The sequence below is a fragment of the Brevundimonas sp. AVps31 genome (assembly GCF_058681355.1).
Genome location: NZ_CM178736.1, coordinates 2,937,756 through 2,954,685, shown reverse-complemented (window position 1 = coordinate 2,954,685; position 16,930 = coordinate 2,937,756). Strand labels below are relative to the sequence as shown.

19 protein-coding genes are annotated in these 16,930 nt (G+C 68.5%); 16 read left to right on the top strand and 3 right to left on the bottom strand.

The window, feature by feature from the left end:
* Positions 1-147: 147 nt before the first annotated feature.
* Genes ACW174_RS14400 through ACW174_RS14385 form a run of 4 tightly spaced genes read left to right on the top strand, consistent with a single transcriptional unit; the run spans position 148 to position 3,354 of the window.
* Positions 148-777 (top strand): TetR/AcrR family transcriptional regulator, encoded by a 630-nt coding sequence (locus ACW174_RS14400; protein WP_492015118.1) that lies wholly within the window; start codon positions 148-150, stop codon positions 775-777.
* Complete coding sequence (locus ACW174_RS14395; protein WP_492015117.1) at positions 774-1,574, top strand: ABC transporter substrate-binding protein; 801 nt, start codon at positions 774-776, stop codon at positions 1,572-1,574. Before ACW174_RS14400 ends, ACW174_RS14395 begins: the two co-directional genes overlap by 4 nt.
* Positions 1,571-2,551 (top strand): FecCD family ABC transporter permease, encoded by a 981-nt coding sequence (locus ACW174_RS14390; protein WP_492015116.1) that lies wholly within the window; start codon positions 1,571-1,573, stop codon positions 2,549-2,551. Before ACW174_RS14395 ends, ACW174_RS14390 begins: the two co-directional genes overlap by 4 nt.
* A complete protein-coding gene (locus ACW174_RS14385) occupies positions 2,548-3,354 on the top strand; it encodes an ABC transporter ATP-binding protein (protein WP_492015115.1) in 807 nt (268 codons plus the stop codon). The genes ACW174_RS14390 and ACW174_RS14385 overlap by 4 nt, the downstream gene beginning before the upstream one ends.
* Here the strand turns inward: ACW174_RS14385 and ACW174_RS14380 are convergent.
* Positions 3,294-5,387 (bottom strand): lytic transglycosylase domain-containing protein, encoded by a 2,094-nt coding sequence (locus tag ACW174_RS14380; RefSeq protein WP_492015114.1) that lies wholly within the window; start codon positions 5,385-5,387, stop codon positions 3,294-3,296. The two genes, ACW174_RS14385 and ACW174_RS14380, sit on opposite strands and share 61 nt — an antisense overlap.
* Positions 5,388-5,499: 112 nt before the next feature.
* Here ACW174_RS14380 and dapA point away from each other — a divergent pair, with 112 nt between their 5' ends.
* Together dapA and smpB are read left to right on the top strand one after the other, a co-directional pair.
* A complete protein-coding gene (dapA, locus tag ACW174_RS14375; protein ID WP_492015113.1) occupies positions 5,500-6,384 on the top strand; it encodes a 4-hydroxy-tetrahydrodipicolinate synthase in 885 nt (294 codons plus the stop codon).
* 8 nt (positions 6,385-6,392) lie between these two features.
* A complete protein-coding gene (gene smpB / locus ACW174_RS14370) occupies positions 6,393-6,863 on the top strand; it encodes an SsrA-binding protein SmpB (protein ID WP_492015112.1) in 471 nt (156 codons plus the stop codon).
* An 18-nt stretch (positions 6,864-6,881) separates the two neighbouring features.
* Here smpB and ACW174_RS14365 read toward each other — a convergent pair whose 3' ends face one another.
* Together ACW174_RS14365 and ACW174_RS14360 are read right to left on the bottom strand one after the other, a co-directional pair.
* Positions 6,882-7,031 carry a hypothetical protein gene (locus ACW174_RS14365; protein ID WP_492015111.1) on the bottom strand — a complete coding sequence of 50 codons (150 nt, stop codon included), beginning with the start codon at positions 7,029-7,031 and terminating at the stop codon, positions 6,882-6,884.
* A gap of 182 nt (positions 7,032-7,213) precedes the next feature.
* Entirely contained in the window at positions 7,214-7,780 is a 567-nt protein-coding gene (locus tag ACW174_RS14360; protein WP_492015110.1) for a LabA-like NYN domain-containing protein, read from the bottom strand.
* On the opposite strand from ACW174_RS14360, the gene folK reads away from it, so the two are divergent.
* The 10 genes from folK to era all read left to right on the top strand — a co-directional run bounded on the left by folK (position 7,779) and on the right by era (position 16,922).
* On the top strand, positions 7,779-8,336 hold the full coding sequence (folK, locus tag ACW174_RS14355) for a 2-amino-4-hydroxy-6-hydroxymethyldihydropteridine diphosphokinase (protein ID WP_492015109.1): 558 nt from the start codon (positions 7,779-7,781) through the stop codon (positions 8,334-8,336). The genes ACW174_RS14360 and folK overlap by 2 nt on opposite strands.
* Before the next feature lie 363 nt (positions 8,337-8,699).
* Positions 8,700-9,059, top strand: a complete 360-nt coding sequence (rpoZ, locus tag ACW174_RS14350; RefSeq protein ID WP_291833710.1) for a DNA-directed RNA polymerase subunit omega — start codon at positions 8,700-8,702, stop codon at positions 9,057-9,059.
* Positions 9,060-9,280: 221 nt separating this feature from the next.
* Positions 9,281-11,347 carry a RelA/SpoT family protein gene (locus tag ACW174_RS14345; RefSeq protein ID WP_492017295.1) on the top strand — a complete coding sequence of 689 codons (2,067 nt, stop codon included), beginning with the start codon at positions 9,281-9,283 and terminating at the stop codon, positions 11,345-11,347.
* Positions 11,344-12,162: an LOG family protein gene (locus tag ACW174_RS14340; RefSeq protein ID WP_492015108.1), complete on the top strand. Its 819-nt coding sequence runs from the start codon at positions 11,344-11,346 to the stop codon at positions 12,160-12,162. Before ACW174_RS14345 ends, ACW174_RS14340 begins: the two co-directional genes overlap by 4 nt.
* A gap of 9 nt (positions 12,163-12,171) precedes the next feature.
* Positions 12,172-12,759: an orotate phosphoribosyltransferase gene (gene pyrE / locus ACW174_RS14335; RefSeq protein WP_492015107.1), complete on the top strand. Its 588-nt coding sequence runs from the start codon at positions 12,172-12,174 to the stop codon at positions 12,757-12,759.
* Positions 12,760-12,763: 4 nt separating this feature from the next.
* Positions 12,764-13,531: a pyridoxine 5'-phosphate synthase gene (locus ACW174_RS14330; protein WP_492015106.1), complete on the top strand. Its 768-nt coding sequence runs from the start codon at positions 12,764-12,766 to the stop codon at positions 13,529-13,531.
* On the top strand, positions 13,528-13,929 hold the full coding sequence (gene acpS / locus ACW174_RS14325; protein WP_492015105.1) for a holo-ACP synthase: 402 nt from the start codon (positions 13,528-13,530) through the stop codon (positions 13,927-13,929). Before ACW174_RS14330 ends, acpS begins: the two co-directional genes overlap by 4 nt.
* A 472-nt stretch (positions 13,930-14,401) precedes the next feature.
* Positions 14,402-15,247 carry a signal peptidase I gene (lepB, locus tag ACW174_RS14320; RefSeq protein WP_492017294.1) on the top strand — a complete coding sequence of 282 codons (846 nt, stop codon included), beginning with the start codon at positions 14,402-14,404 and terminating at the stop codon, positions 15,245-15,247.
* Positions 15,247-15,963, top strand: a complete 717-nt coding sequence (gene rnc, locus ACW174_RS14315; protein WP_492015104.1) for a ribonuclease III — start codon at positions 15,247-15,249, stop codon at positions 15,961-15,963. Before lepB ends, rnc begins: the two co-directional genes overlap by 1 nt.
* Positions 15,960-16,922: a GTPase Era gene (gene era / locus ACW174_RS14310; protein WP_492015103.1), complete on the top strand. Its 963-nt coding sequence runs from the start codon at positions 15,960-15,962 to the stop codon at positions 16,920-16,922. The genes rnc and era overlap by 4 nt, the downstream gene beginning before the upstream one ends.
* Positions 16,923-16,930 lie beyond the last annotated feature (8 nt).

The window sequence follows — 16,930 nt, the reverse complement described above, 5'->3', positions numbered from 1 at the left end:
GTCGGGGTCCCGACCGGCGGATTCCCTTTTTCGCTGTATCTCCCCCTATCCACACGCCATAGTTAGCGCAAGGTCGCGGTCGGTGGCAACCGCTTGGCGGTTGCCCGGGAAACCCGCTATTCAGGGCGCAGACCATCGGAGCCCTGCGTGACCGACACCCCTGCCAGCGCCAAGTCCGCCCGCAAGCCCAAGGGCGAGGGCCACGAACGCCGCGCCGAAATCCTCGCCGCCGCGGAGCGCATCTTCGTCGAGCACGGCTACGAAGGGGCGACGATTCGCAAGATCGCGGACGAGGTCGGCCTGTCCTCGACCGCGCTCTACATGCATTTCTCCGAGAAGGGCGAAATCCTGCAGGAGATCTGCCGGCAGGCGTTTGAATCCCTGCTGGCCGCCAACCGCGCCGCCATCGCCGAAGCCGGCTCGCCCGAGGACCGGATGCGCAAGATGATGCGCGCCTATATCGATTTCGGCTTCGCCAACCCCAATGCCTACCGTCTGGTCTATATGACCCGCCCGGCGGAACTGCGCGAAGGCGCCCAGTCGGCGGCGCGCGAGATGGGCGGCGAACTGTTCGCCATCTTCGAAAAGGTGATCGGGGAACTGGAACAGGCCGGGCGGCTGCGCGGCGACGCGAGGACGACGGCGCAGGCCTTCTGGGCGGGGGGACACGGGGTCATCTCGCTGATCATCGCCAAGCCCTATTTCGACTGGGTCGATCACGACCATCTGGCGAAGACGATGCTGGAGGGGCTTTTCATCGGCCTGCTCAAGCCTTGAAGCGGCTGGCGGCCGTCGCCGCCGGGGGGCTGTTGATCGGGAGCGCCGGCGCCGTGGAGGCGCGCCCGCTAAGGGTCATGTCGCTGGACCAGTGCGCCGACCAGTATGTGCTGGCCCTGAGGCCGGACGCCGAGTTGGCGCTGTCACCGCGCGCCGATGATCCCGACGCCTGGCTCCGCGCGGCCGCGAAGGGCAGGGCGCGAGTCCGTCCGACGCTGGAAGCTGCGGTGACCTTCCGGCCCGATGTGGTTGTCCGGTACTGGGGCGGCGAGCCCCGACTGCTGGCGCGACTGGAGGGCCGGGGCACGCCGACGGCGCTGATCGCCGACGCCACCGATTTCAACGGCATACGCGCCAATATTCGTTCGGTGGCGAAAGCCCTGGATGCCGAGGCGCGGGGCGAGGACCTGATCCATCAGATGGACGCGCGGCTGGCCCGGGTCGCGCCGAAGACATCGGAACGGCCCACGGCCCTCTACCTCACCGCAGGCGGCTTCACCGCGGGCCGGGAGACCCTGATCGACGCCATCCTGAGCGCCGCCGGCTTCCGCAACGCCGCCGACAAGCCCTACTTTAACCCGGTCAGCGTCGAACGGATCGCCCTGTTCCCGCCGCTGCGCTTCGTTCTCGGCTTCTTCGATCAGGCCCGGGGCGACTGGCGCGGGCCGGGGCGGCATCCGGTCGTACGCCACGCCGCCGAGGGCCGGGTGGCCGCGACACTGCCCGCCGCGGCCCTGACCTGCCCCGCATGGTTCGCCGCCGACGCCGCCGTCCTGCTGAGTGAGGGCGATCGGTGACGCGGCTGGTCCTGTGGCTGCTGGGGGCCCTCGCCGTCGCCGGGGTGCTGGCCGTCGCTCTGGGTGAGAGCCCATTGACGGCGGCGCAGATCGGCGAAGCCTTCCGCGATCCGTCGTCCGGTCCCGGCGAGGTGCTGTGGGCCGTGCGCGCGCCCCGCGCCCTGACCGCCCTGATGGTCGGCGCTGCGCTGGGGCTGGCGGGCGCGGTGATGCAGGGCCTGCTGCGCAACCCGCTCGCCGATCCGGGCGTGCTGGGCGTGTCCGCCGTCGCGGCGCTGGGCGCGGCGAGCGCCATCGTGCTGGGCGCGGCCGCCGTCCCGGGGGCGGTGGAGGTTTCCGCTCTGGCGGGCGCAGGTCTGGCGGGCGGCCTGCTGATCCTGTTCTCGGCGCGGGTGCGCGCCCCGGAGGCCCTGATCCTGTTCGGCGTTGCGGTGTCCAGTTTCGCGGGCGCCGCGACCGCCCTGATCTTCAACCTGTCGCCGTCGCCCATCGCCCAGGCCGAGGTCATGAGCTGGCTGCTGGGTTCGGTCCAGAACCGCAGCTGGACCGACGTGCTTTGGATCACCCCGGCGGTCGTCCTGTCGGCGGGCCTATCGGTTCTGGCCTCGCCGGGCCTGAAGATGCTCAGCCTCGGCGAGGAGACGGCGCGAACCTCGGGTCTGCCGATGGCGCGACTGCGTCTGCTGGCCTTGGCGGCGGCGGCGCTGGCGACAGGGGCCGCGGTGGCCGTGTCCGGCGTGATCGGCTTCGTCGGACTGGCCGCGCCCCATCTGGTGCGGACGGCGGTGCGGGCGGATCCGGCGAAAATTCTGGCGCCGGCGGCGCTGGCGGGTGGACTGATGCTGGTCGGCGCGGACCTGCTGGCGCGGATCACGCCGACGGATCAGGAGCTGAAGCTGGGGGTGTTCACCGCCCTGATCGGCGCGCCCCTGTTTGCCCTGATCGCCTGGCGTGCGGCGCGGGAGTGGCGGCTGTGAGCGCGCTGGAGCTTCTCAAGGCGACCGCGCGTCTGGGCGGCCGCGAGGTGCTGAAGGCGGTCGACCTGTCCATCACGACGGGAGAACTGGTCGCCGTGGTCGGCCCCAACGGCGCGGGCAAGTCCAGCGTCATCCGGGCGCTGGCCGGATTGCTGCCCTTGACGGCCGGCGCGGCCCGACTGGGCGGAGACACCATCGCAGCGTTGTCGGCGCGGGACCGGGCCACGCGGGTCGCCTATCTGCCCCAGGACGGCCGGATCGCCTGGAACCTGCCCGCCCTCGAGATCGCGGCCCTGGGCGCGCCCTTCCTGTCCGGCCGTGACGCCTTGGCCGCCGCGCGCGCGGCTCTGGACGAGGTGGAGGCCGGCCATCTGGCGGATCGGGGCGTGGCGGAGATGTCCGGCGGCGAACGGGCGCGGGTGCTGCTGGCGCGTGCGCTGGCGGCCGGTGCGACCGCCCTGCTGGCGGACGAACCCGTGGCCGGTCTGGACCCGGACGCCCAACTGCTGGTGCTGGAACAGCTCAGGATGCGCGCCTGCGCCGGGCAGGCTGTGCTGGTCAGCCTGCATGACCTGACCCTGGCCGCCCGCTACGCGGACCGCGTCATCGTGCTGCATCAGGGCGCGGTCGTCGCCGACGACACGCCGCTGGCCGCGTTGACGTCGGAGACCCTGAGCCGGGTGTTCACCCTGAACGCACGGTGGATAGAGGGGCCGGACGGCCCCCTGCTGTCCAGCCTGCGCTACTCGCCGGGTTCGGCGTCCGGCGTCCGCAGCGGCTCTTCCCCGGACACCGTCGCATAGGGCTGGGCCCCGCGCGGCACGCCGCGACGGATGTCCTGCGTCAGGGTCAGGGGCGCCGTGCCGCCGTTCAGACGCGCCTTGTAGATCGACATGTTTTCCATGACCCGCATCATGTAGTTGCGCGTCTCGGTGAAGGGGGCGCACTCGATGAAGTCGATCGGATCGACCGTGCCCCCGCGCGGATCGCCACAGCGCGCGATCCACTGCGGCGGACGGGCGGGACCCGCGTTGTAGGCCACCGTCGTCAGCAGCATCGACCCGCCGAAATTGCTCATCAGATCGCCCAAGTGGAAGCTGCCCAGGGTCATGTTGAAATCGGCGTCGTAGAGCCGCTCTTCCGAGAACGGCAGCCCAAGCTGACGGGCGACGCCACGACCGGTGGCGGGCAGGAATTGCATCATGCCGCGGGCGTTTGCATGCGAGCGGGCGCGGGGGTCGAAGCTGGATTCCTGGCGCGTGATCGCCTGGGTGAACTCCTGCGGCGCTGCGCCCGGAACGACGGGCGGGATGCGGATCGGATACTGTCGCTCGGGCATCAGATAGCCGCGCTGGCTGGCGGCGCGGCCGATCATCATGGCGGTGAAGCCCTCGCCGTACCCCCGTGACGTGTCCATCATCAGCGCCAGCTGCTCGACCGTCGGGACGTCATCGTCCAGCTGGTAGGCGAAGACCCGGAACAGGCTCGTCTCGCCGGTCTCGCCCAGGATGCGCCAGGCGCGAACGACCTCGTTGCCCTCGAAGGCCGCGCGGTCGGTGTCCGACGGGGTCGGATCCGCGGGCAGGGTGATCGACGTCTGTCCGGCCTTCTCCGCCGCCAGCTGACCATAGAAGGTCTGATAGTGGCGCGATCCGGCCTGATAGTAGTTCACGGCCGCCGGGACATTGCCCTGGGCCTCGGCCGAGCGACCCAGCCAATAGAGGGCGCGACCCTGGGTGATCGGCGTGGTCGAGGTCTGGCGCAGGGTCTCGAAATGCTGCGTCGCCCGGGCCGGATCGTTCAGCTTGGTCAGGGCGACCCAGCCGGCGAAGAATTCGGCGTCCACCTTGCGGTCGCCGCCGGGGAAGCCGTGGCCGTTGAAGGCGTCATAGGCGGCCTGCCAGTTGCGGGCCTGCAGCGCGTCGAGGAAATAGTTCCGGCGCTCGCTCCACAGGGTGTTCTGGGCGTCGGTCGACGCCGGCGCGGCTGGCAGGTAGCGCAGGATCGGAAAGGCTTCCGACTGACGGTTCTGCGATCGCAGAAGGCGGACACGCTCCAGCACCACAGCGGGATCGACCGCTTGCGACGGCGACAGGCCGGCGACGACGGCGTCAGGGCTGTAGGCGGTGCGCAGCGCGATCACGGCGTTGGCGACGGCCTGTCGGTCGGGCGAAGCCAAAGAAATCATGGCGCGGGTCGCCGGGCCGTGCGGTCCCAGAATCAGGACGTTCAGCCGGGCGTCGTGGTCGTCCTGGGTCAGGGTCGAGCCCCACCGGGTCAGGATGCGCGACTGCTGGTCGGCGTCGAACGAGCGGGTCCGCCACCAATCCCTGATGAGACGGCGCGCCTCGTCGCCACGACCGCGCTGGTCCAGCGCATCGGCCAGGGTGATGGCGCCCTGCACCGTCGTCGGCGCCTCGCGCCCGAACAGGGCGATGGCGGCGTCGGGTCCGGCGTAGGCGCGGTCCAGCGCCTTCTCGGTCGCCTGACGGCGGCTGTCGGCGCGCGGCCAGCCGGCGAAACGGCTTTGGGCGTCCGAAAGATCGCCCCACGACAGGGACTCGGCGGAGGTGTCCAGCAGCGCCCATTCCACCAGCTTGCGCGCGGCGGGATCGCTGATGCCGGCCATGGCGGCGCGCGCGCCGGACACATCGCGGGCGCGCGCCGCGGCGAGCCCCTGACGGAAGAGGACGGTGTCCTGGTCGCTCAGGGTGCGCGGCTGGTTGCTGACCGGACTGACGGGGGCCGAGGCGGAGTAGGGCACTTCCTGCGGCAGCAGGCTCTCGGGCGCGGGGGCAAGCAGGGCCAGGGCGGCCGCGAGGCTGGTTCCGATCATTCCGTGTCCATTCCTCATTCGTCGTGGTTGCGGTCCGTGAACCGGCAACCTACCCTCCGGCGCTTCGCTTCCGAGCGAACCTCGCCCAATTCCACGCAGGACCATCGTTTCAATGACCGCCCCCTTGTTCAAGGGCGTGATCACCGCCCTGATCACACCACTTCGTGACGGAAAGGTGGACGAAGCCGCCTTCACAAGGTTGCTCGAACGCCAGATCGCCGCAGGAGTTCACGGCGTCGTGCCGATGGGCACGACGGGCGAGAGTGCTTCGCTGCACCCGGAAGAGCACCTGCGCGTCGTGGAACTGTGTGTTCAGGCCGCCGCCGGACGCGTCCGGGTCATCGCCGGGTCAGGCTCGTCCTCGACCGACAAGGCGATTGAGCTGGTCCGTCACGCCAAGACCGTGGGCGCCGACGGCGCCCTGGTCGTCACGCCCTACTACAACCGACCCTCGCAAGCCGGGCTGGCCGCGCATTTCGAGGCGATCGCCGAGGCGGTGCAGCTGCCGATCATCCTGTACAACGTCCCGGGCCGCACTGGCGCGGACCTGTCCAACGAAACGGTCGCCCGACTGGCCGCGCATCCGAACATCGTCGGCATCAAGGACGCCACCGGCGACATGTCGCGCGTCAGTTGGATGCGCGCCAATATCGACGGCCAGTTCGATTTGATCTCGGGCGATGACGCCAGCTGTCTGGGGTATCATGCCCAGGGCGGGGTCGGGGTGATCTCGGTCACGTCCAACGTCGCGCCGGAGGGCATGGTCGCCCTTTACGAGGCGGCGCAGGCGGGCGATTACGCCACGGCGCGCCAGTGGCAGACCCGTCTGATCGGCCTGCACAAGGGCCTGTTCCTGGACAATTCGCCGTCACCCACCAAATACGCCCTGTCGCGTCTGCACTTCTGTGGCGAGGAAGTCCGTCTTCCGCTCGTCCCGACCGCCGACGCCGTAAAGCCCGCGATCGACCGCGCGATGGCCGACGCCGGGCTGGCATAGGAACAGGGATGGCCTCCGACAAACCGAAGATTAAGGTGCTGGCCGAGAACCGGCGCGCCAAGTTCGATTACTTCCTCGAGGACTATACCGAGGCGGGCATCGCCCTGCTCGGAACCGAGATCAAGGCGCTGCGCGACGGCCGGGCCAATATCGCCGAATCCTATGCGGCGGTGGAGGGGAGGGAGATCGTGCTCGTGAACGCCGACATCCCGCCGTACAGGCAGGCCAACCGCTTCAATCACGAGCCGCGGCGGCACCGGAAGCTGTTGCTGCATCGCAAGCAGATCGACAGGTTCATCGGCGCGGTCCAGCGCGACGGCCAGACCATCATCCCGGTCCGGCTGTACCTGAACGAAGCGGGCAAGGCGAAGATCGAGATCGCGCTCGCCAAGGGCAAGAAGCTGCACGACAAGCGCCAGGCCAGCGCCGATCGCGACTGGCAGCGCGACAAGGCGCGTCTGATGAAGGAACGGGGCTGAGGCCCCATCAGTCGAGGATCAACCGCTGAACGGCGTGGCGTCCAGCACGCCCGGCGTGGGCGCAGACAGATAGGCGTCCGTGCCGCCCGGCCCCAGCGACGGCTTGATCAGCGGCTGGACCGCCATGCCGCCCGCCGCGACCGCCGCGGCGGCCAGCAGTGCGATCAAGCCGATCCGACGTTCTTGTGGGGAAAAGACCCCGTTGCCCCTGCTCATGACAGCCCTCCAAAGCTGTCCGGAAAACGTCGTCATTGCGCGGCCGTTCCCGCCGCGCCGATCACGGTTTTACAGCCACTGATTCGCGTTGCGCGGGAGCCACACAGGAGCGCGGCCAACCTCGGGGGCGGGGATCAGCCCCGGTCGTCGCGCAGGGTCGCCCCGCCGCTGTGCCGGGGACGACCGATTTCGGCCAGCAGGTCGTTCAGGTCCACGAAGGCGTCCGCCTGACGGCGCAGTTCGTCGGCGATCTGGGGCGGCTGACTCCTGACCGTGGACACCACGGTGACCTTCACGCCCTTAGCCTGAACCGCCTGGAGCACCCGGCGGAAGTCCCCGTCCCCTGAAAACAGGACGATGTGGTCCAGCCGCGGCGCCAGCTCCAGCATGTCGACCGCGATCTCGATATCCATATTGCCCTTGATGCGGCTATGCCCCTGGGCGTCGGTGAAGCGCTTGACCGGCTTCGTCACGACGCTGAACCCGTTATAGTCCAGCCAGTCCACCAACGGCTTGATCGGCGAGAACTCCTCGCCCTCGACCACGGCGGTGTAATAGAGGGCGCGAACCAGATCGCTTTTGGCGCGATACATCTCCACCAGCTTGCGGAAGTCGAGGTCAGTGTTCAGCGCCTTGGCCGAGGCGTAAAGATTGGCGCCGTCGATAAACAGGGCGGTGCGGTCAGCGGGATTGGGCTTCATGGAAAAGGTCTCCGTCGAAATGGGCGTCCCGCTCTCCGTCGAAATAGACGGGGAGTCCGATCCGGACGCCGCCGTCTTCGTGGCGCTGGGCTGCAATGACAAGGGGGCGTGGGCGGATTGCCGGGAGGCGCTGGAGGCGGCGCTGGCGCGATTTCGCAGCGAGGGGGTGGATGTGGTCGCCCGGTCATCGTGGTGGGCGTCGGTCGCCTGGCCCGACCCGTCGGACCCGCCCTTCCTGAACGGGGTGGTGCTGGTCCGCACGGCACTCGACCCGCACGCCCTGATGGCGGCGCTCGGTCGGATCGAGGAGGCGTTCGGACGGCAACGCAGTCGTCTGAATGCGCCCCGCACGCTGGACCTCGACCTGATCGCTTATGGCCGCCTGATGGGCGACCTCGACGGCTTGATCCTTCCTCATCCCCGGGCCCACGAACGCCTGTTCGTCATGGGACCGCTGGCCGAGATCATGCCGGACTGGATCGAACCGGTCTCGGGCCTGCGGGCTTCGGTTCTGTCTGAGAGCGCGTCGGTCGGCAGGGACGCGCACGCCCTGTGAATATCTGGAAAATCAGGACCGCCTACTATGGGCGTCGTCTTGTCGAGGCCCGACAGCCACTGGTGATCCTCATCGCCTTTCTGGCAGCTATCGCGGTCATTACCCTCTGGTTCGCTGGTCACGGCGGCGGAGATCCTTGGGGCCACGCATACTCGGACAGGTCCGATATCGTGTGCCAGAGTCATGGTGAGGGTGCGGTCACCTGCTCGCCGGCTCCAGAGGGGGTGCGGCGATACCGGGAGAATCTGCGGGCCGAGCAGGCGCGCAAAGGCGATTAGCGCCTCTTTCCCGCCCATGTGGCGTTGCACAACGACGTCCACATCTATATTTTGCGCGGTTCTCTATCCGCGTCCGAGGAATTTCATGGCCCGCGTCACCGTCGAAGATTGCATCGAGAAGGTTCCGAACCGCTTTGGTCTGGTTCTGCTGGCCGGTCACCGCGCCCGCAACATCGCCAATGGCGCGGCCCTGACCATCGACCGCGACAACGACAAGAACCCGGTCGTCGCCCTGCGCGAACTGGCTGACGACACGGTCGTCCCGGCCGAACTGCTGGAAAACATCATCGTCACGCTGCAACGCGTCGACGAGCGCACGGAAGCCGAGGACGAAGCCGAAGTCGTCGCCCTGCTGGCCGAACCGCAGCACATGAACATGGCCGAGGCCGAGCTGATCCGCGCGCTGCAAAGCGACCGCGACGGCGGGCAGGAGGAGCGGTACTGACGGCCGAACCCGCCAACGGTATCACTATCCTGCCGGCGCTGCAGCCCGCGCCGACCCCTGAAGCTGCCAATCTGAACGATCCCGCCGACAGCGCGGCTCCGGTCAAGTCGCCGGAGCCCGTCCGGAGCAAGGTGCTGCGCCAGTTCGAACTGGTGGAGGCTGTTCGGGCGTACGATCCGACCGCGGACGAGAACATCCTCAACCGCGCCTATGTCTACGCGATGAAGATGCACGGTTCGCAGCTGCGAGCCTCCGGCGATCCCTATTTCGCTCACCCCATCCAGGTCGCGGGCATCCTCACCGACTACCGCCTCGACACCGCGACCATCGTTACCGCCCTGCTGCACGACGTGGTCGAGGACACTTCCGCCACCCGCGACGACATCGCCGCCATGTTCGGCGAGGAGGTCGCGGTGCTGGTCGAGGGCGTGACCAAGCTGTCGCGTCTGGAGCTCCAGGCCGAGCACACGCGTCAGGCCGAGAACCTTCGCAAATTCATCCTGGCCATCAGCCGTGACGTGCGCGTCCTGCTGGTCAAGCTGGCCGACCGTCTGCACAACATGCGGACGCTCCAGTACGTCAAGCCGGAGAAGCGTGAACGCATCAGCCGCGAGACGCTGGAAGTCTATGCCCCGCTGGGCCGGTCGATCGGCATCCACTCGATCGCCTCCGAGCTGGAAGAACTGGCCTTCACCCACCTGAACCCGACCGCCCGGACGGCCATCGAGCGCCGGCTGGAGGCGCTGAAGCTGGAACATGGCCGCGCCATCGGCGGCGTCTCCACCGAAGTCGAGCGCGTGCTGCAGGAGGCGGGGGTCAAGGCCCACGTCTCCGGTCGCCAGAAGACGCCTTACTCGATCTGGCGGAAGCTGCAGCGCAAGTCGGTGGGCTTCTCGTCCCTGTCGGACATCTACGGCTTCCGCGTCATCGTCGAGGCCGAGGATGACTGCTACCGCGCCCTGGGCGTCATCCACCGCGCCTGGCCGATGGTGCCGGAGCGGTTCAAGGACTTCATCTCGACGCCCAAGTCGAACAACTATCGCTCGTTGCACACCACGGTCGTCGGCCCCTCGGGCCTGAGGATCGAGATGCAGATCCGCACCGAGGCGATGGACCGGGTGGCCGAGGACGGCGTGGCCGCGCACTGGGCCTACAAGAACAAGTCCTACGGCTTCGACAAGGAGGCCATGGAGAAGGACGGCGGCCGCGACCCGCTGCAGAACCTTCGCCACCTCGTGCAGGTCATCGAGCACGGCGAGGGTGGCGAGGACTGGGTCGAGCACGCCAAGCTGGAGATGTACCTGGATCAGGTCTTCGTCTTCACCCCCAAGGGCGCCCTGATCACCCTGCCGCGCGGCGGGATGCCGCTGGACTTCGCCTATGCGGTTCACACCGGCGTGGGCGATTCCGCGGTCGGGGTGAAGGTCAACGGCGAACTGAAGCCGATGCGCACCCAGCTGCAGAACGGCGACGTGGTCGAGATCATCCGCGGCGCCAAGCGCGAGATTCCGGTGGACTGGCGCTCGCTGACCGTGACGGGCCGCGCCCGATCGGCCATTCGCCGCCACATCCGCACCTCCGAACGCGGAGAATTCCAGAAGCTGGGCCGCGCCACGCTGGAGCAGACCCTTTCGCGCGCCGGCAAGGCGCTGGAAGAGGTCACGCTGAAGCCCGCGCTGGAAACGCTGGCCGTCGAAACCGACGAGGACCTGTTCGAGGCGATCGGTCGGGGCCGCCTGTCCGCCGCCAAGGTGGGCGAGACCCTGTTCCCCGCGCTGAAGGGCCGCCTGAAGGCCGGCCCGGACCGCAAACGCATCGCCGACGATCAGGCCCGCATGTTCGTACGCGGCGGCGGACTGACGCCCGGCGTCAGCATCCATTTCGGCCACTGCTGCACCCCCGTTCCCGGCGACCGCATTGTCGGAATCATGGAGCCGGAGGTGGGCCTGACGGTCCACACCATCGACTGCCAGAAGCTGGCCGATTTCGCCGACGACGACTCGGTCTGGCAGGACCTGCAGTGGACGCCGCAGGCGGAGCAGGGGGCGGTCGCCGCCGCCAGGGTTCGCGCCACCATCAAGAACGCCCCCGGCGTCCTGGGCCAGGTCGCCACCCTGATCGGTGAGGCGGGCGGCAACATCCTGAATCTGGTCATGAGCCATCGGCAGCAGGACTTCTTCGATGTCGACATCGACATGGAGGTCGAGGACGCCAAGCACGCGACCATGATCATGGCCGCCCTGCGCGCCAATCCTTCCGTCGATACAGTGGAGCGCGCCCGCGGGTGAGTGAGCAGGGTCCCTCCAACGCCGCGCAACTGGCCTCTCCCTCCTATCGTCTGGCCGCGCTCGATCAGGACTTCCTGCTGAGCGAAAGCATGCGCGGGGCCCGGTTCCTGATGGAATACGAAAAGGCCGAGGACGCGCTGAGAGCCTGGGGCGTGCGCTCAACCATCGTGGTGTTCGGCAGCGCGCGGGTGGGTGAGGAAACGGGTCCCGACCACGCCCGATGGTACGCCGAGGCCCGCGCGTTCGGCCGCATCGCCTCGGAGCGGGGCGGAGCGATGCGCGGCGAGGTCGGCCAGCCACGCGACAATGTGATCGCCACCGGCGGCGGACCGGGCATCATGGGCGCCGCCAACCGGGGCGCGCACGATGTCGGCGCGCCGTCCATCGGCTTCAACATCACCCTGCCGCACGAGCAGGAACCGAACGCCTGGTCGACTCCGGAGCTGACGTTCCGCTTTCACTACTTCGCCATGCGCAAGATGCATTTCGCCATGCGGGCCAATGCACTGGTGGTCTTCCCCGGCGGATTCGGCACGTTCGACGAACTGTTCGAGATCCTGACCCTGCGCCAGACGGGAAAGGGGCGGACAACGCCCATCGTCCTGATCGACAAGGCCTATTGGACCGCCGTCGTCGGCTTTGACGCCCTGGTGAAACACGGCATGGTCAAGGCCGAGGATCTCGAGCTGATCAGCTTCGCCGAGGACGCCGAGACCGCCTGGGCCGAGCTTCTGGCGCGCGGTCTCAACCCCGGCGCCGAAAACAGCGCCGATCCGGCGCAACCGGCCCTTCTAAGCGAGGCCGTGACGGGGTAGGGGACAGGCATGACCTCCGAAGACGTACTCAACGAATTCCGCGACGCCGGCGCCCTTCGCGAGGGCCATTTCGTTCTCTCGTCCGGCCTGCACAGCCCGACCTTCCTGCAAAAGAACCTCGTCTTCATGGACGCGGAGCGCTGCGCCCGGCTGTGCAAGGCGCTGGCGGAGAAGATCGTGGCCGCCGTCGGCCCGGTCGATGTCGCCATCTCGCCCGCCGTGGGGGGGATCATCCCCGGCTACGAGACCGCCCGCTGGCTGAAGGTCCCGTCGATGTACGTCGAGCGCGTGGACGGCGCGTTCAAGCTGCGTCGCGGCTTCCACGTCGAGCCGGGCCAGAAGGTCGTCATGGTTGAGGATATCGTCACCACGGGCCTGAGCTCGCGCGAATGCATCGCCGCCATCAACGCCGCCGGGGGCGAGGTCATCGCCGCCGCCTGTATCGTGGATCGTTCGGGCGGCCGCGCCGACGTGGGCGTGCCGCTGATCGCCCTGGCGACGCTGGACGTGCCCGCATACCCCGCCGACGCCCTGCCGCCCGAACTGGCCGCCCTCCCGGTCGAGGATCCCGGCAGCCGCCGGCTGTCGAAGGGTTGAGGGCATGAGCCAAAGGGTCCGGCTGGGCGTCAACATTGACCACGTCGCCACCGTGCGGAACGCGCGCGGCGGCCTGTATCCCGATCCCGTTCGTGCGGCGCAGGACGCGCTGATCGCCGGGGCCGACGGGATCACCGCCCACCTGCGCGAGGACCGCCGCCACATCTCGGACGGCGACATCGACAGCCTGTCCGCCGTGCTGCGCGACCAGTCCCGCCCGTTGAACCTCGAGATGGCCGTCACCCAGGAAATGCTGGCCATCGCCCTGCATCACCGCCCCCACGCCGTCTGCCTGGTGCCCGAAAAGCGCGAGGAGCGGACGACCGAGGGCGGACTGGATGTGGTGGGCGGGCACAATTGGATCACGCCCGTCGTCGCCCAGTTGACGGACGCCGGATCCCGCGTATCCCTGTTCATCGGCGCCGATCCCGAGCAGATCAGGGCCGCGCACCGGACCGGCGCCGCGGTCGTGGAACTGCACACCGGCGCCTATTGCGACGCCGTGCGCGAGGGCCGCGAGGACGAGGCCGCGGCCGAACTGGCCGCCCTGCGCGCGGGCGCGGCCCAGGCCACCGCACTGGGGCTTGAAGTCCACGCCGGTCACGGCATCGACTACGACACAGTCGCGGCGGTCGCCGCCATCCCCGAGATCGTGGAGCTGAATATCGGCCACTTCCTGATCGGGGAGGCCATCTTCGTCGGTCTGGGCCCGGCCATCCGCCGCATGCGCGACCTGATGGATCAGGCGCGCGACATCGGGACCGAAGCATGATCCTCGGCGTCGGCGCGGATCTGTCGGATATCCGGCGTATCCAGGACTCGCTGGATCGCTTCGGCGACCGCTTCAAACAGCGCTGCTTTACCGAGCTGGAGCGGACGCGATCGGACCGCAAGCCGGACCCGGCGTGGAGCTACGCCAAACGCTTCGCCGCCAAGGAAGCGCTGGCCAAGGCGCTGGGCACCGGCATGCGCGCGGATGTCTACTGGCGCGACATGGGGGTGGTGAACCTGCCCTCGGGCCAGCCGACCATGGCCGTCACCGGGCACGCCGCCGAGCACCTCGCGCGCATGACACCGGTCGGACATACCGTCCGCATACATCTCACCCTCAGCGACGAGCATCCGTATGCACTCGCCTTCGTGGTGATCGAAGCCTTGCCCGTGGCTTAATCACGTTATACCGCTTTCGCCGCTGAAGACCGCGACAGCGGCCGGGGGATGAGCCATGAGCGACGAACACAAGCCACACGACGCGCCCGCGCACGACGATCACGGGCATGACGCCGGCCACGGTCACGACGACCATGCCGCCGCGCCCGCCGCTGCCGCCCATGATGAGGCCACGCATGATGAGGCCGCGCATGACGCCCATGCGCCAGAAGCCCATGACGCGCATCCCGTCATCCACGACGAACACGTCGAGCCCGTCGTCGCCCATGGGGACGGGCATGAAGCCGGGCTCGCCCCGCAAGTCCACGAGGACCACGCGCCCGTCGTCCACGACGAAGCCGCGGCCGTCGTCACGCATGACGAGGCCCTTGCTCACGAAGAGCCCGCTCACGCCCCGCATCCGACGCCTGTAGACGCCGCAGCCGTCACGGCGGCGGCCGCCGTCGCCGCCGCGCCCGAGCCGAAGCGCCCGGTGTGGAGCGACCAGGGCGATGCGCCGTTCGACGATGTCGACACCACGCCCGTCTATGCCCGCGGCAAGAAGGGCAAGAAGAGCTCGGGCGGTGGAAGCGCCGCCAATGAAAGCTGGGAGGTCATCAAGACCGTCTTCTTCGCCCTGCTGATCGCCCTGGTCCTGCGCGTCCTGCTGTTCCAGCCCTTCACCATCCCGTCGGCCTCGATGGAGCCCAACCTGTACGAGGGCGACTATATCGTCGTGTCGAAATGGACGTACGGGTACTCGAAGCACTCGATCCCGTTCAGCCCGCCGATCTTCGACGGCCGCGTCTCCCTGCCGTTCGTCAGCCATGCGCCGACCCGGGGCGACATCGTCGTCTTCAAGCTGCCGCGCGACAACAAGACCGACTACATCAAACGCCTGATCGGCCTGCCGGGCGACCGCATCCAGATGGTCAGCAATGTGCTGCACATCAACGGCCAGCCCGTGCGGGACGTGGTCATGTCGAGCACCGACGTGACCAACATGTACGGCATGCCCATCGTGCAGGCGGACGAGACCTTCCCGGACGGCTCCAAAACCTTCCGGATCCAGGACTTTGGTCCGGGCAATGATCTGGACGACACCCCGGTGTTCGAGGTTCCGGCCGGCCATTACTTCATGATGGGCGACAACCGCGACAACTCGATCGACAGCCGCGTGGACCCGTCGCAGAACGGTGTCGGCCTGGTGCCGGCCGAGAACCTGATCGGCAAGGCCGAGATCATCCTGTTCTCGTGGAACGAGGGCGCCTCGCTGTGGAACCCGGTCAGCTGGTTCTCGAAGGTGCGTCTGGACCGCTGGTTCAACGTTCTCGACTGATGACGGATCGGCGGGCCGAGGCGGTCACAGCGCTGACGCGCAACCTCGGCCATACGTTCCGGGATCGGAGCCTGCTGGAGCAGGCCCTGACCCACGCCAGCGTGGGTGAAGGCGCCGAACGCGATGCACGGGGGCGGCCCTTCCTCGACAACCAGCGGCTGGAGTTCCTGGGCGACCGGGTGCTGGGCCTGCTGGTCGCCGACAAGCTGATGCGCGACTTCCCCGAGGCCAACGAGGGCGACATGTCCGCCCGTCTGCACGCACTGGTCGACAAGGCCGCCTGCGCTCGCGTGGCTGACCGGCTGGAGGTCGGACCGGCCATGCGCCTGTCGCCGGGCGAAGCCAAACAGGGCGGACGCCGTCGCGAAGGCGTGCTGGGCGATGCGATGGAAGCGCTCCTGGCCGCGGTCTGGCTGGACGGCGGCATGGACGCGGCGCGGGCCGTGTTCGACGCCGCCTGGGAACCCGAGTTCGCCGCCAACCCGAAGAAGGCCCTGACCAACCCGAAATCGGCGCTGCAGGAATGGGCGCTGGGGCAGGGGAAGGCGCTGCCGACCTACAGAATTGTCGAGCGAACCGGCTCGGATCACGCCCCAACCTTCACCGTCGAGGCAAGCGTGGCCGGATATCCGCCCTTGACCGCGCAGGGGCGATCACGTCAGGACGCGGAGAAAGCGGCCGCGACGGCCGTTCTGCAACGTGAAGGCGTCATTTGACCGATCTCCAACATCCGGGTCCCGAGGGACAGCGCGCAGGCTTCGCCGCGATCATCGGCGCCCCCAATGCGGGCAAGTCGACGCTGGTCAACCGGCTGACCGGAACCAAGGTCTCGATCGTCACCCAGAAGGTGCAGACGACGCGCTTCCCCGTACGGGGGATCGCCCTGTATGGCGACGCCCAGATCGTGCTGGTCGACACCCCCGGCATCTTCAGCCCGCGCCGCCGCCTGGACCGCGCCATGGTCGCCTCGGCCTGGGGCGGGGCGGATGACGCCGACGTGGTCGTCCACCTGATCGACGCCGCCTCGCACATCGCCGCCGAGACCAGGGAAGGCCAGGCGGCCGACCGTCGCTCGGCCGAGGACACCCAGACCATCATCGCCGCGCTGAAGACCGCCGGCAAACAGGTCATTCTGGCGCTGAACAAGATCGACGGCATGCGCCGCGACACCCTGCTGGCGCTGTCGCACGCCCTGTTCGAAACCGGCGTCTACAGCGAGGTCTTCATGATCTCGGCCCTCAGCGGCGACGGTGTCGACGATCTGGGCCAGCGTCTGGCCGACGCCATGCCCGCCGGGCCCTGGCTCTATCCCGCCGATCAGTCCGCCGACGTGCCGATGCGCGTCCTGGCCGCCGAGATCACGCGCGAGAAGGTCTACCTGCGGGTCCACGAGGAGCTGCCCTATTCCGCCGCCGTCGAGACCACCGCATTCGAGGACAAGCCCGACGGCTCGGCCCGGATCGAGCAGACCATCTATGTCGAGCGCGAGAGCCAGCGTCCGATCGTGCTGGGCAAGGGCGGTCAGACCCTGAAATGGATTGGTCAGAAGTCGCGTGAAGAACTGACCGAGTTGATGGACCGCCCGGTCCACCTGTTCCTGACGGTCAAGGTCGATCCCAAGTGGCAGGACAGCCGCGCCCTCTACGCCCAGTTCGGGCTGGATTACGACGTCTAAGAGTTTCG